This window comes from Bartonella sp. HY406 (genome assembly GCF_025449315.1).
Lineage (GTDB): Bacteria > Pseudomonadota > Alphaproteobacteria > Rhizobiales > Rhizobiaceae > HY038.
Window position 1 is genome coordinate 1,866,322 of record NZ_CP104893.1, and the last position, 14,609, is coordinate 1,880,930.

Below are 14,609 nucleotides of genomic sequence, written 5' to 3' on the forward strand. Positions count from 1 at the left end.
ATGGCGCGATATGTTTTCATTACTGGCGGCGTGGTTTCTTCCCTTGGAAAAGGCATAGCCGCAGCAGCATTGGCTGCACTCTTACAAGCACGCGGATACCGTGTACGGATCCGTAAGCTTGACCCTTATCTTAACGTAGATCCAGGCACGATGTCGCCTTACCAACACGGTGAGGTCTTTGTGACGGATGATGGTGCAGAGACCGATCTAGACCTTGGTCACTATGAGCGTTTTACGGGACGCTCCGCCAACAAACATGACAATATTACCACTGGTCGTATTTACCGTAATATTATTGAGCGGGAACGGCGCGGTGATTATCTTGGTGGCACAGTTCAAGTCATCCCGCATGTTACTGACGAGATTAAGAATTTCGTCACATCGGGTAATGATGACTATGATTTCGTATTATGCGAAATTGGTGGTACTGTTGGTGATATTGAGGCAATGCCTTTCCTTGAGGCTATCCGGCAATTGCATAATGAATTGCCACGTCAAAGTGCCGTTTTCGTGCATTTGACGTTGATGCCCTATATCCCAGCTGCTGGCGAACTTAAAACCAAACCAACCCAGCACTCGGTTAAAGAGTTGCAGGCACTTGGTATTGCTCCCGATATTCTTTTGGTGCGGGCAGATCGTCCTATTCCAGAAGCTGAACGGCGCAAGCTTTCACTCTTTTGTAATGTTCGTCCAACTGCAGTTATTCAAGCTCTTGATGTTACGTCTATTTATGATGTGCCTATTGCCTATCATAAAGAAGGCCTTGACAATGAAGTTCTAGCAGCATTTGGCATTGATCCGGCACCTAAGCCTCGGCTTGAGCGTTGGCAGGAAATTATGGCTCGTACCCATAATCCTGAAGGTGAAGTAACCATTGCCATTGTTGGTAAATATACTGGCCTTAAAGATGCCTATAAGTCGTTGATCGAAGCATTATCCCATGGTGGTATGGCTAACCGTGTGCGTGTAAACTTGGAATGGATCGAATCAGAAGTATTCGAAAAAGAAGATCCAAGCCCCTATCTTGAAAAAGTGCATGGTATTTTGGTTCCAGGCGCATTTGGTTTGCGCGGCGCTGAAGGCAAAATTGCTGCAACCCGTTTTGCGCGTGAGCGTAAGGTGCCGTTTTTTGGCATATGCTTTGGCATGCAAATGGCATGTGTGGAAGCTGCTCGTAATCTTGCTGGCATTGCTGATGCATCATCAACCGAATTTGGTACAACGGCCCACCCTATTGTTGGCCTTATGACCGAATGGGCAAAGGGCGAAGCTTTAGAAAAACGATCTGCGGCGGGTGATCTTGGTGGCACAATGCGCCTTGGTGCTTATGAAGCACGTTTAAAAGAAGGCACACATATTGCCAGCATTTATGGCAAGCCGCTTATTTCCGAGCGTCATCGTCACCGCTATGAAGTCAATGCTGATTATAAAGAACAGCTTGAACAACATGGCTTGGTATTTTCTGGCATGTCACCTGATGGTCTCTTGCCTGAAACGGTGGAATATGCTGATCATCCTTGGTTCATTGGTGTGCAATATCACCCAGAGCTAAAGTCGCGACCATTTGAACCGCATCCGCTTTTTGCGTCTTTCATCGCCGCAGCGATTGAGCAAAGTCGTTTGGTTTAATTTAATAAAAGCTGAATATTTTAGGCTTTGAAACAGCTAATAAACTAAAAAGAGTGGTAGAAATTACCGCTCTTTTTTTTTGATTTCATGCAAATATTTTTAAATCTTAGTAAAACCTATCGCTTCGTTCTGTATCCAATATATATTGATAGCAATTGTGTTTTAAAACTGAATCTAGAAATGTTTTTAAATACTTGATTGCAAATTTTAGGATATCTATTCTTATTTTTATAAATATATAACAATCAAATATTAAATCATAATTTTACGATATATTCATTTAAGCAGTCCTTACAAAAACTTGATAAACGACCACTATTCTTAGATTTTTGAATAAATATACCATCATTTAATTGCTTTAAAGCACGGGATTTACCAACTAAAACATGATCCGATTTATCCAAATTTTGTCCATTTAAGAATTGCAATGCAGCTTTATGAGGCGCAGTCTTTGCATATGTGTGATATAAATTAAAATCACTTTCATTCACATAGCAAACTTGCCTTCTTCTTTCCTCACCAAGTTCAAAGTTAAATATTTCAATACAAAATATATTTTTTTTAATAACATTTTTGGATTTTATATCATCAACAACACTATTGCTTGCGCATCTTGTTGTAGTTGTTTTGTGCTTTTCGCAATAAAAAATCATAATATCCTACATTTACTTAAATAATGCAATTTCCAACGGATTTAATCTTTATTGCCTATGAACTTCGAAGCCAAAGTACTTCCTGCAAAAGTTAGGTCAATTTTTGCGTCCGCATAATGCCATAATATACAAAATTTAGAGTTCATAACTGTTTCAACAATAAAAATACGTACTCTGGTAGATAGCCAAGCGTCAAGCAATAATTCTCTAAGATTTGTGGTATCCTCGCCTTGATAATATAGGCAATACAAATTTTCTAATATGTTTAAAGCTTGGATATCTTACCAGATAATCGCGACTAAAAATTATAATCTCGATGATGCCCGCCATTAAAGCAAGTGTGGGAAAACCTTTCATTAAAATCAATATAGCCTTTTAAATGTCATGGGAACGTATTATGTTAAGCTTGAAAAAATCGAAAAGATTTATGGAGCAGGTATGCAAAACCCTAATTCCACTATTCAAGTTGGAAATGTAACATTTGATAATCACGCACCTTTAAGCCTTATTGCTGGTCCTTGCCAGATGGAAAGCAGAGATCATGCTTTTGACATGGCTGGCGCGTTAAAAGAAATCACCGATCGTTTGGGAATGGGGCTTGTTTATAAATCAAGCTTTGATAAAGCCAATCGCACCTCGCTTAAAGCCCAGCGCGGCTTGGGTCTTGAACAAGCACTTGAAATATTTGCTGACCTTAAAAAAGAATTCGGCTTCCCTGTTTTAACCGATATTCACACTGAAGAACAATGCGCAGCAGTTGCCCCTGTTATCGACGTGTTGCAAATTCCCGCATTTTTATGTCGCCAAACCGATTTATTGATTGCAGCGGCTAAAACTGGTCGAGTTATTAATATTAAAAAGGGGCAATTTTTAGCTCCTTGGGACATGAAAAACGTTCTTGCCAAAGTAACTGAAAGCGGCAATCCTAATGTTATGGCTTGTGAGCGCGGTGTTTCCTTTGGTTATAACACGCTCGTTTCCGATATGCGCTCCTTGCCGATTATGGCAAGTTTTGGCGCACCAGTGATTTTTGATGCCACCCATTCGGTGCAGCAACCTGGCGGGCTTGGTGGCTCATCTGGTGGGCAGCGCGAATTTGTTGAGACTTTGGCACGCGCAGCAATTTCCATTGGTGTTGCCGGTGTATTCATTGAAACGCACCAAGACCCAGATAATGCGCCATCTGATGGGCCTAATATGATTAAATTATCTAATCTTGAAGCCTTGTTAGAGCGTTTAATGGCATTTGATGCTTTAGCTAAAAAGTTTCAAAACCAATAAAGCGCAACCATAATAACCCATTATTATGACCATAACCGTCATTTTAACTTAAAAGAGCCAATCAATTAAAAAGGATTTTCCTAATGACTGCTATTATTGATATTGTCGGGCGTGAAATTTTAGATAGCCGTGGCAACCCAACAGTTGAAGTTGATGTTTACTTGGAAGATGGCTCTTTTGGCCGCGCAGCGGTTCCATCTGGCGCATCAACTGGCGCTCACGAAGCGGTGGAATTGCGTGATGGCGGCAGCCGTTATCAAGGTAAAGGCGTATTGAAAGCCGTTGCCGCAGTTAATGGTGAATTGCTTGAAGCTTTGGGCGGTATGGACGCTGAAGATCAAATTTCTATTGATGAAACCATGATCGCCTTGGATGGCACACCAAACAAAGCACGCCTTGGCGCAAATTCCATTCTTGGCGTTTCGCTTGCAACTGCAAAAGCTGCGTCAATGGCGTGCAACTTGCCACTTTATCGCTATGTTGGTGGTACTCAAGCCCATATTTTGCCAACCCCAATGATGAATATTATCAATGGTGGTATGCATGCTGATAATCCAATTGATTTCCAAGAATTCATGATTATTCCAGTTGGCGCACCAAGCTTGAGTGAAGCTGTGCGTTATGGCGCTGAAATCTTCCATACTTTGAAAAAGCGTTTGAAAGATGCTGGCCATAATACCAATGTTGGTGATGAAGGTGGCTTTGCACCCAATATTATGAGTGCAGAAGCTGCTCTTGAGTTTATTGTGGAATCAATCGAGCAAGCTGGCTTTAAACCAGGCACTGATGTTGCCCTTGGTCTTGATTGTGCATCAACCGAATTTTATAAAGACGGTCAATATGTTTATAGCGGCGAAGGTAAAAGCCGCAATGCACAAGAGCAAGCTGAATATTTGCAAAGCCTTTGCAATGCTTTCCCAATTATTTCAATTGAAGATGGCATGGCCGAAGATGATTGGGACGGCTGGAAATATCTTACTGACCTTATTGGTAAAAAATGCCAGTTGGTTGGGGACGATCTTTTTGTTACCAATTCAGCTCGCTTGCGCGATGGCATTAAAATGGGTGTCGCCAATTCAATTCTTGTTAAAGTTAACCAGATTGGCACATTGAGCGAAACCCTCGATGCCGTTGAAACAGCCCATAAGGCCGGTTATACTGCGGTTATGTCGCATCGTTCTGGTGAAACTGAAGATGCAACAATTGCTGATCTTGCTGTTGCAACCAATTGCGGTCAAATTAAAACTGGCTCGCTTGCGCGTTCCGACCGGCTCGCTAAATATAACCAGCTTATCCGCATTGAAGAAGAACTTGGCAGCCAAGCTCGTTATGCTGGTAAAAGCGCATTTCGCTTCTAATCAAATATTACACCATTAAAGTTTAAAAGCGGGGGAAACCCCGCTTTTTTGTAATAATACCTTAATGCATTATAAACTGCATTTTCTACTAGCTTGCCTACATCTAAACTATATACCCATTAAATAACAATAAGTTGCCTTAATCCATCAATGTCCTATTGATTCGCTTTCAATTACATTACGAATCGCTAATTAAAGGATTGCCTAATTATTAAAGCAACCTATGGTTTTAAGCGCCAAACAGCGTAAATTAACTATAAACCCATAGGATTTTATGGCTGAATAGCTATAATTTTGTGTTGTTTGTGCAACAGAGTCATTTTAAGCAACATAGCAGATAGCGCAACGCACAATTTTGCCTAGTTCCCGCCACAAAAACCAAGCAAGATGAATATATCGCAAGATATAAGATCGTAATCTTGTGAAAAAAACAAACAAAAATATATATCTTAGGTAGCAATGAAGTTTGTGTTTTAAAAAATAGTCTAATTTTACTCATAGATAAAACACAAACCTAAATTATAATAGTTCAAAAGAAGCATAAAACTATTAGAGATGTTGGAAAGCAGTATATGATGGTTTATTTCAAAAAACAGACATTACCGGTTATCGGTGTCATCCTTGCATTAGGGATGTCGTCTGCTTTTGCGCTTGACCCATCAATTGACACATCTAACGAAAATCCTTTTGAATTTTTTAAAACTGGCGTTACCGCCTATAAAAGTGGCCATAAGGATGAGGCGATAAAGTCCCTGCGTTATGCCGCCGATATGGGCCATACAGGTGCTAAGTGGAAGCTAGCCCGCATGTATGCAGATGGTGATGGCATTCATGAAAACGATACTGAGGCTTATGATTTATTTACAAAAATTGTAAATGACTCTATTGATCCTGGCTCGCAAAACGAAACTTATGTTTCTGATGCTCTTGTTGCCCTTGCTGATTATAATCGCAAAGGTATTCCCGGGAAATTGCGAGCTGATAAGGCAAAGGCGCGTAGCCTTTATGTGCAGGCAGCCTCCAATTATGGTAACCCTGAAGCACAGTATAAGCTTGGGCGTATGCTGATTGATGGTGAAGGCGGAGACAAAAATCCGATGCAAGCAGCGCGCTGGTTCCAGCTTTCTGCTCGTAAAGGTAATCCTGCAGCGCAAGCTATGCTTGGCAATATGTTATTTCAGGCTGGTAAAACGGTACGTGGTTTAGCGATGATGACTGCCGCTTATGACCGTGCATTACCTGAGGATCGTGAGTGGATCCAAAAAATGCAGGAAAGCGCTTTTGCTATTGCAGGTGAGTCAGACCGCCGTACCGCGATTACTCTTGCTAATGACTTAATTAAAAAAGGCCAATAGGTTTTATATAAGCGCTGAACAACATCGCCCGAACCATTTTTCTGGCATTTCGAATACTTACGACGGCTTCTTCTTTTATTGGATTTTCAAAATACATCAATATTGATGAAAATTGTTGCTTGCAACAACGGTTCCCACCTGTGTTATCGATACGCAATTGCGGTGCGTTGTTCAATTTAGTCTCATTTTTAAAAAACAATTGGATTAGCAATTTACAAAAGCTTCTTGCTATAAATTGCAATTAAACCGACTCATCAACGCCTTTAAAGCCAGTTCACATTTTATTGAGCCACGCTTATGAAGCATCATCTGCAAATGAGCGCCCTGCTCTACAAGAGCTATATTGCGAATAGTTTTGCGCTAAGCAATCTTTTATAGACTGCGTTAACTGATTGATTTATAAATATTTTACAAACTCATACTCAAACTGTGATGCGGCTTACTAGCCATTTCAAACTGCATCAATATGCGCCTTGAAGTTGGCGCTTGCATAAATGTTGAAAATTTTCTACATATTGTAAATGCAAATCATTAGCAATAAGGACTCATTTGATGAAAAAACTACTTCTTATGTTGGCGGCTGCCTCAAGCCTTGTGCTTATTAATAGCGCAGCTTTTGCTGAAAAATTTAAAGCCGTAACCACCTTTACAGTTATTGCCGATATGGCACGCAATGTTGCCGGCGATGCTGCAGATGTTGAATCTATTACAAGACCCGGTGTTGAAATTCATGAATATGAACCAACCCCTGGAGATTTGCGCCGCGCCCAAGGTGCGGATCTTGTTTTATGGAATGGCCTTAACCTTGAATTATGGTTTGAAAAATTCTTTGAAAATGTCAAGGATAAGCCAAGCGTTGTGGTAACTAATGGTGTTGTACCAATGAGCATTAGCGAAGGCCCTTATGATGGCAAGCCAAATCCTCATGCTTGGATGTCGCCCACTAATGCGCTTATCTATGTTGATAATATTCGTGATGCTTTTGTAAAATACGATCCTGATAATGCTGAAATCTATAAGGCCAATGCGGAAAAATATAAGCAAGAAATTCGCGCTGCAATTGATCCTATCCGAGCAGAATTTGATGCATTGCCAGAAAGCCGCCGCTTTCTTGTCACCAGTGAAGGCGCATTTAGCTATCTTGCCCGTGATTTTGGTTTGAAAGAATTTTACATTTGGCCAATTAATGCCGATCAACAAGGTACGCCTCAGCAAATCCGCAAGGTTATTGATGAAGTTCGCACCAATAAAATTCCAGCCGTATTTTCAGAAAGCACTATTTCAGACAAGCCAGCCAAACAAATTGCTAAAGAAACAGGTGCGCTTTATGGTGGCGTATTATATGTTGACTCCTTGAGTGAAGCTGATGGTCCTGTGCCAACCTATATTGATCTTTTGAAAGTAACCAGCGCAACCGTTGCCAATGCTCTTAGTGATAAATCTTCTAAGGAAGGCGAAACAAAGAAATGAATAATACCGGAATCGTTATGAGTGATGTCACCGTCACTTATCGCAATGGTTTTACCGCTCTTAAAAACGCAAGTTTTGATAGCCCAGAAAAAAGTATTACTGCTCTTGTCGGGGTCAATGGTGCTGGTAAATCAACATTGTTTAAAGCGATTATGGGATTTGTACAAGTGAGCCGTGGGACTATATCGGTCCTCGGCCTTCCTGTTAAAACAGCCCTTAAACAAAACATCATTGCTTATGTTCCGCAAAGCGAAGAAGTTGACTGGAGTTTTCCTGTTCTTGTCGAAGATGTCGTTATGATGGGGCGTTATGGCCATATGAATTTTCTGCGCATTCCCCGCGCAATTGATCGCAAGGCAGTTGATGATGCGTTAAAGCGTGTTAACATGCTGGAATATCGCAAAAGGCAAATTGGCGAATTGTCAGGCGGACAAAAAAAACGTGTATTTTTGGCACGCGCCATAGCCCAAGAAGCAAAAGTAATTTTACTTGATGAGCCTTTTACTGGTGTTGATGTTAAAACCGAAGATCAAATCATCACCCTATTGCGGCAAATGCGCGATGAAGGCGCAGTGATGTTGGTTTCAACCCACGATCTTGGTAGTGTCCCGGAGTTTTGCGACCGTACAGTATTGGTTAAGAAAACCATTCTTGATTTTGGACCAACAGAAAAAGTTTTTACCCCGCAAAATTTGGAAAAAGCCTTTGGCGGCGCGCTACGCGCCCGTGGACTCGGTAGCATGGGCGAGCATAATATCCATATTTTAAGCGATGATGAAAAGCCGCTAATATTTGCATCCAATAAGGTACACGCTAATAAAGACAGCGATGAAGGTGATAAGGAAACAGCAAGATGATTGATCTTTTGCTTGAACCTTTCACTTATGATTTTATGTTTACCACCGTTTACGTTACCTGCCTAATAGGAGCATTATGCGCGTTTTTATCGGCATTCTTGATGCTCAAAGGCTGGTCTTTAATGGGGGATGCGCTATCCCACTCCATTATTCCAGGTGTCGTTGGCGCCTATATGCTTGGTCTACCCTTTTCGCTTGGAGCATTTTTTTCTGGTGGTCTCGCGGCCGGTGCTATTTTGTTTCTTAATGAGCGAACAAAGCTAAAAGAAGATGCAATTATTGGCCTTATCTTTACCTCGTTTTTTGGGATTGGGCTCTTCATGCAATCAAAAGCATCCATTCCCATTAAACTTGATGCGGTCATCCTTGGCAACCTTGGTAGTATTGCCATAGAAGATATTATTCAATTGGTCATTATCGGCGTTGTTTCCATTGCCATTATGCTGGTCATTTGGAAAGATTTATTAGTCACATTTTTTGATGAAAATCATGCCCGCTCTATTGGTATTAACACAAAATTGTTGAAAATTATTTTCTTTACGCTTCTTGCAGCATCAACCGTTGCTGCGATGCAAACTGTTGGTGCATTTCTAGTTATTGCTTTAGTAGTTACCCCTGGCGCGACCGCTTATTTATTGTCAGACCGTTTTTCACGGCTTTTGCTTATTGCCATTGCCATCGGTATTTTCACCAGTTTTTTCGGCTCGTATATAAGCTATTTTTTAAACGTACAGCCCGGAGGATTTATCGTTCTTTTGCAAACGGCTTTATTTATCATTGCCTTTTTCTTTGCGCCCAAGCACGGCTATATTGCTGCACGACTAAAAGCCAAACAGGCATTGGAGGATGATCATGCTTGATATCCTATTAGAGCCATTTCAATTCGACTTTATGGTCAAAGGCCTATTGATTACGGTTATTGTTTCCATTCCAATGGCATTTTTATCATGCTTTTTAGTGCTAAAAGGTTGGGCATTGCTTGGTGACGCACTTTCACATGCGGTATTCCCCGGGGTTGTCATCGCCTATATGGTGGGCTTACCTTTTGCGGTGGGTGCGTTTGGCGCCGGTATTTTTACCGCTATGGTTACTGGTTTTTTACAAGCCAATAGCCGCGTCAAACAAGATACTATTCTTGGCATTGTTTTTTCGGGCATGTTTGCCCTTGGGCTAGTTCTGGTTACCACGATAGAAAGTGATGTTCATCTAACCCATATCCTATTTGGCAGCTTACTTGGTGTTAGCTGGAATGATGTTTTATCAACCCTTGGCATTTCTGTCTTTATTACTGTCATTTTAAGCATCAAATGGCGAGATTTCCAACTATTCATCTTTGACCCGATTGAGGCGAAAGCAGTGGGTCTTAGTTTATGGGTTTTACATTATGGTTTGCTTATCATGATATCGCTTGCAATTGTGGCAGCGTTAAAAAGCGTTGGCATTATTTTATCGATTTCACTCCTAATTGCACCAGGTGCTATTGCCTTTTTATTAACGCGTAAATTATCACACATGGTGTTAATCGCCGTAAGTCTTGGGGTTATGGTAAGTTTTTGCGGCATTTATGCAAGCTTCTTTTTTGACAGCAGCCCCGCCGCAACAATAGTGGTTTTTGAAACAGCTATTTTTATTCTTGTGTTTATTTGGCAAAGTTTAAAAAATCGCCGCAATACATTAATCGAGGAATAATTTTAAAGGCATTTTTGAAAAACACTTGTTGTTTTATAAAATACCTTTCGAATTTATAAAAAACTAAGATTTCACTCTTGCTTTTGTTTTCAATCAAAAAACATAATTTAAGGGCTCATCAATTTGATTTGTAGTTACGAAATATTCTAAACCACTTCACAGATGGAATAATTTACACTACATATAAATTATGAAGAATATAGATATTGCTGACAAGAAAAATTGCTTTTTAGGTGTTGAACGCTCGGTACTTGGCTATCGCTGGGTAGATCGTTTAGACAAGGCAAATTTAAACGCTGTTTTAGCAATGACGCAAAAATATGGCATTCCTGACATGCTGGCACGTGTTTTGGTAGGGCGCGGCATTGAAGAAGGCGATGTCAATCAATTTCTTGATCCAACCTTGCGCGATTCTATGCCTGATCCATCAAGTTTTACTGATATGGATAAAGCCGCAACACGCATTGCCGATGCCATTATCAAGCGTGAAAAAGTTGCAATTCTTGGTGACTATGATGTTGACGGCGCATGTTCATCTACCATATTGGCACGTTTTTTACGTAGCTTTGGTCTTTTAGTTGAAATTCATATTCCTGACCGTATTGTCGAGGGCTATGGCCCCAATGATGATGCAATGGCACAACTTGTCCATAATGGCGCAAGCCTCATTGTCACGGTTGATTGCGGCTCTTTAAGTGAAGGGCCTATCGCTGCAGCTGCCAATCTTGGTGCTGATGTGGTGGTACTTGATCACCACCAAATGGGCGATGTTTTGCCAAGCAAGGCATTAGCAGTAGTTAATCCCAACCGCCCTGATGATTTTTCTGGCCATGGCTTTTTATGCGCCGCAGGGGTGGTTTTCATTACTCTTGCAGCTATTTCACGAAATTTACGCACTCGCCAATTTAAAGGGCAAATGCCCGACCTGTTGGCATTGCTTGACCTTGTCGCTTTAGCCACCATTTGTGACGTAGTGCCGCTGATTGGGGTAAATCGTGCTTTTGTGGTTAAAGGCTTACAAGTCGCCCGCAGCATGAATAATGTTGGTTTTGCAGCCCTTGCAAAAGCCGCGCGTATTGGTGAACCATTAAACACGTTTCATCTTGGCTTTTTAATTGGTCCGCGCATCAATGCTGGCGGACGCATTGGCAATTCTGCCCTTGGTAGTATTTTGCTAGGTACCGATAATGGCGATCAAGCAACAAAAATTGCTCTTGAACTTGAAGGCTTAAATAGCGAAAGACAAGCACTGGAAGCGGTGCAGCTAGAAGAAGCGGAAGCGCAAGTTTTATTTGAACTATCGCAACAGACCACCGAGCCATCGGTTATTGTAGTTGCAAGCCCCGATTGGCACCCCGGTATTGTTGGGCTTTTAGCATCGCGTTTGAAAGAACGTTATCAAAGACCAGCCATTGCCCTTGCTATTAAGCCAGATGGGTCAGCAACTGGTTCTGCACGTTCTATCACAGGTTTTGATGTTGGCGATCTTATACGCCGCGCAGTTGAAGAAGGTTTGATTGAAAAAGGCGGCGGTCATATTATGGCGGCGGGTCTTACCATTAATGCGAGCAAGATCAATGATTTTAGAATTTGGTGTAATGCAGAAGCTAATAAGCGTGTTTTAACCTTACGCCAATCAGCAACTCTTGCCATTGATGGTGCAATTTCTGCTAGCGGCGCAACCAATGATTTTATTAAATTGCTAGAAAAAGCTGGTCCTTTTGGTGCTGGCAATGATCAGCCCATTTTTGCAATCCCATCACACTGTCTTGTTGATGTACGCGAAGTGGGAAAGGGACATGTTGCGGTAACTCTTGCCAATGCTGAAGGAAGAAAGCTTAAAGGCATCGCATTTCGCAGCGCCAGTTCTGATCTTGGCACATTTTTATTGGCTAATCGCGGCAATTACATTCACATGGTTGGCAATTTATCGCTTAACTATTGGAATGGCTCCTATTCTCCGCAAATACGCATTATTGATGCTGCCCCTGCCTGATAATGTCAGTGATAAACACTTTAGCTTTGCATATAAAGTGCTTGTGTTAGCAGTACTTAATCCCCATCTATAATTGGAATAATCATTGCAAAGGGCAGCAATTATTCTTAAAGTTTTATAGACATTGCATTTTTTCATATAAATTTCTGTTCACCCTATAAGGTTTATCATGGCAAAAATATTTCCAGCTATTGCAGCTCCAGAAACCGCAAAAATTGCACAAAAATCTGTTCATCATGGCATTGAAAAAACTGATGAATATGCATGGCTACGCGCTGATAATTGGCAAGAAGTGTTTCAAGACCCATCAAAGCTTGACCCGACTATTTTAGCCCAACTGCAGCAGGAAAATGCCTATCAGGCAGAAATGATGACCGGCACGGAAGAATTGCAAGCCAAGCTTTTTGCTGAAATGAAAGGCCGCATCAAAGAAGATGATTCATCAGTTCCTGAAAAAGATGGCGAATTTGCCTATGGTTCAGCCTTTGCAATTGGCGGCGAGCAACCTTTTTTTTTCCGCACCAAACGTGATGGTGGCGAACAATCCATTTATCTTGATGGCCATAAGGAAGGTGAGGATAAAGCTTATTTCCAGCTTGGCGGCGTTAGCTATGCGCCAGACCATAAAAAATTTCTTTGGAGCTATGACGATAAGGGATCAGAATTTTACAATATTAAAATTCGTGATTTTGGGCGCGATAGTGACCATGATGAAATTTTGTCTCACACCAGTGGTGATGGGGTTTGGGATGCCAATGCACAAGGTTTTTTCTATAGCAAATTAGACGAAAACCACCGTGCTAGCGAAATTTTCTATCACCGTCTTGGCACACAGCAAAGCGAAGATAGACTTATTTTCAAGGAGGAAGATACCCGGTTTTTTGTGCAAGTTTCAGGCTCTGCCTTGGAAGATTATATTTTTATTAATCTGCACGACCATGAAACATCTGAAATATGGTATTTGCCAGCCAATGATCCATCAGCACAACCAAAAATAATTAAGGCCCGCGAAACCGGTGTTGAATATGAAATTATTCCCGCCGGCGAACAATTCTATATCTTGACCAATATGGATAAAGCGCGTGATTTTAAAGTGATGGTAACGCCATCAGCGCAGCCAGAGCCAGAAAATTGGCAAGACTTCATCCCCCATGAAGAAGGCCGTTTGATTGTTGGCTTTGATGCTTATGAAAATTATCTTTTATGGCTAGAAACCCAAAACTGCTTGCCTGCAATTAAAGTTTGGAACCGTGAAACCAAAGATGTTCATTCCATTGCCTTTGATGAAGAAGCCTATTCCTTGGGGCTGCATGGCGCAGTAGAATATGATAGCGATATTATCCGCTTTTCCTATTCATCACCAACCACACCGCGCCAGCTTTTTGAATATGATTTGAGCTCGCGTGAACGCAATTTGCTTAAAGAACAAGAAGTACCATCGGGACATAATGCCAGCGATTATATTGCCCGCCGTTTAATGGCTAAAGCGCATGATGGCGAATTGGTACCATTAACCCTGCTTTACCGCAAAGATATTGCTATTGATGGCACGGCCCCATGTCTTTTATACGGCTATGGCGCTTATGGCATGAGCATGCCCGCAAGTTTTAGCACTACGGTTCTATCACTGGTTAATCGTGGTTTTATTTATTGTGTGGCGCATATTCGTGGTGGCAAAGAAAAAGGCTATCATTGGTATGAGAATGGCAAATTAAAGCATAAAACCAATACATTCCATGATTTTATCACTGCCGGCCGCTATTTGGTTGAAAATGGTTTTACGTCCCATGAAAAATTAATGGCTTTTGGTGGTTCTGCAGGTGGTATGCTGATGGGGGCAATTGCCAATATGGCACCCAATGATTATGCTGCCATTGTTGCCGCTGTACCTTTTGTTGATGTTTTAAACACAATGCTTGATGCAAGCCTGCCCCTCACCCCGCCAGAATGGTCGGAATGGGGCAACCCAATCGAATCTAAAGATGATTATGAATTAATTGCCTCTTATTCGCCTTATGACAATGTTAAGCAACAAGCCTATCCGCCAATGTTGATACTTGCTGGCCTAACGGATCCACGCGTCACCTATTGGGAGCCAGCAAAATGGGTTGCTCGCTTGCGTGAACGCAAAAGTGATTATAATCCTGTTTTATTCCGCATTAATATGGATGCAGGACATGCAGGAGCATCGGGTCGCTTTTCACGGCTTGAAGAATGGGCCTATATGTATTCTTTCATGCTAAAAATTGTCAATTATGACATTTTGGCAGAAAAAATCTAATTATAACAATTAAGCTAAACCTATTTTTTTGAGATATTTT

General features: G+C 41.4%; 11 protein-coding genes. 10 read left to right on the forward strand and 1 reads right to left on the reverse strand.

Annotated features, from left to right (window positions below):
* The gene (locus N6B01_RS07860; protein ID WP_262078194.1) at positions 1-1,629 is read left to right on the forward strand and encodes a CTP synthase; all 1,629 of its coding nucleotides are present in this window, start codon (positions 1-3) and stop codon (positions 1,627-1,629) included.
* Positions 1,630-1,886: 257 nt separating this feature from the next.
* On the opposite strand, the gene N6B01_RS07865 is transcribed toward N6B01_RS07860, so the two are convergent.
* Positions 1,887-2,282 carry a hypothetical protein gene (locus tag N6B01_RS07865; RefSeq protein ID WP_262078195.1) on the reverse strand — a complete coding sequence of 132 codons (396 nt, stop codon included), beginning with the start codon at positions 2,280-2,282 and terminating at the stop codon, positions 1,887-1,889.
* 438 nt (positions 2,283-2,720) lie between these two features.
* On the opposite strand from N6B01_RS07865, the gene kdsA reads away from it, so the two are divergent.
* The 9 genes from kdsA to N6B01_RS07910 all read left to right on the forward strand — a co-directional run bounded on the left by kdsA (position 2,721) and on the right by N6B01_RS07910 (position 14,569).
* Entirely contained in the window at positions 2,721-3,563 is an 843-nt protein-coding gene (gene kdsA, locus N6B01_RS07870; protein WP_182417222.1) for a 3-deoxy-8-phosphooctulonate synthase, read from the forward strand.
* Between the two features lie 83 nt (positions 3,564-3,646).
* Positions 3,647-4,921 (forward strand): phosphopyruvate hydratase, encoded by a 1,275-nt coding sequence (eno, locus tag N6B01_RS07875; protein WP_262078196.1) that lies wholly within the window; start codon positions 3,647-3,649, stop codon positions 4,919-4,921.
* A 575-nt stretch (positions 4,922-5,496) separates the two neighbouring features.
* The gene (locus N6B01_RS07880) at positions 5,497-6,276 is read left to right on the forward strand and encodes a tetratricopeptide repeat protein (protein ID WP_182419708.1); all 780 of its coding nucleotides are present in this window, start codon (positions 5,497-5,499) and stop codon (positions 6,274-6,276) included.
* Positions 6,277-6,828: 552 nt separating this feature from the next.
* Positions 6,829-7,746: a metal ABC transporter substrate-binding protein gene (locus N6B01_RS07885; RefSeq protein ID WP_410007205.1), complete on the forward strand. Its 918-nt coding sequence runs from the start codon at positions 6,829-6,831 to the stop codon at positions 7,744-7,746.
* Positions 7,743-8,603: a manganese/iron ABC transporter ATP-binding protein gene (locus N6B01_RS07890; protein WP_262078197.1), complete on the forward strand. Its 861-nt coding sequence runs from the start codon at positions 7,743-7,745 to the stop codon at positions 8,601-8,603. The genes N6B01_RS07885 and N6B01_RS07890 overlap by 4 nt, the downstream gene beginning before the upstream one ends.
* Positions 8,600-9,463 (forward strand): metal ABC transporter permease, encoded by an 864-nt coding sequence (locus N6B01_RS07895; RefSeq protein ID WP_262078198.1) that lies wholly within the window; start codon positions 8,600-8,602, stop codon positions 9,461-9,463. Before N6B01_RS07890 ends, N6B01_RS07895 begins: the two co-directional genes overlap by 4 nt.
* Positions 9,450-10,292: a metal ABC transporter permease gene (locus N6B01_RS07900; protein ID WP_315973306.1), complete on the forward strand. Its 843-nt coding sequence runs from the start codon at positions 9,450-9,452 to the stop codon at positions 10,290-10,292. The genes N6B01_RS07895 and N6B01_RS07900 overlap by 14 nt, the downstream gene beginning before the upstream one ends.
* 190 nt (positions 10,293-10,482) lie before the next feature.
* Positions 10,483-12,288, forward strand: a complete 1,806-nt coding sequence (gene recJ / locus N6B01_RS07905) for a single-stranded-DNA-specific exonuclease RecJ (protein WP_262078199.1) — start codon at positions 10,483-10,485, stop codon at positions 12,286-12,288.
* A 169-nt stretch (positions 12,289-12,457) separates the two neighbouring features.
* Positions 12,458-14,569, forward strand: a complete 2,112-nt coding sequence (locus N6B01_RS07910) for a S9 family peptidase (protein ID WP_262078200.1) — start codon at positions 12,458-12,460, stop codon at positions 14,567-14,569.
* Positions 14,570-14,609: the final 40 nt, after the last annotated feature.

Bases quoted from the DNA above. Each gene is read 5' to 3' on its own strand.
- N6B01_RS07860 (WP_262078194.1), top strand. From the start codon at position 1: ATGGCGCGATATGTTTTCATTACTGGCGGCGTGGTTTCTTCCCTTGGA.
- N6B01_RS07865 (WP_262078195.1), bottom strand. From the start codon at position 2,282: ATGATTTTTTATTGCGAAAAGCACAAAACAACTACAACAAGATGCGCA.
- kdsA (WP_182417222.1), top strand. From the start codon at position 2,721: ATGCAAAACCCTAATTCCACTATTCAAGTTGGAAATGTAACATTTGAT.
- eno (WP_262078196.1), top strand. From the start codon at position 3,647: ATGACTGCTATTATTGATATTGTCGGGCGTGAAATTTTAGATAGCCGT.
- N6B01_RS07880 (WP_182419708.1), top strand. From the start codon at position 5,497: ATGGTTTATTTCAAAAAACAGACATTACCGGTTATCGGTGTCATCCTT.
- N6B01_RS07885 (WP_410007205.1), top strand. From the start codon at position 6,829: ATGAAAAAACTACTTCTTATGTTGGCGGCTGCCTCAAGCCTTGTGCTT.
- N6B01_RS07890 (WP_262078197.1), top strand. From the start codon at position 7,743: ATGAATAATACCGGAATCGTTATGAGTGATGTCACCGTCACTTATCGC.
- N6B01_RS07895 (WP_262078198.1), top strand. From the start codon at position 8,600: ATGATTGATCTTTTGCTTGAACCTTTCACTTATGATTTTATGTTTACC.
- N6B01_RS07900 (WP_315973306.1), top strand. From the start codon at position 9,450: ATGATCATGCTTGATATCCTATTAGAGCCATTTCAATTCGACTTTATG.
- recJ (WP_262078199.1), top strand. From the start codon at position 10,483: ATGAAGAATATAGATATTGCTGACAAGAAAAATTGCTTTTTAGGTGTT.
- N6B01_RS07910 (WP_262078200.1), top strand. From the start codon at position 12,458: ATGGCAAAAATATTTCCAGCTATTGCAGCTCCAGAAACCGCAAAAATT.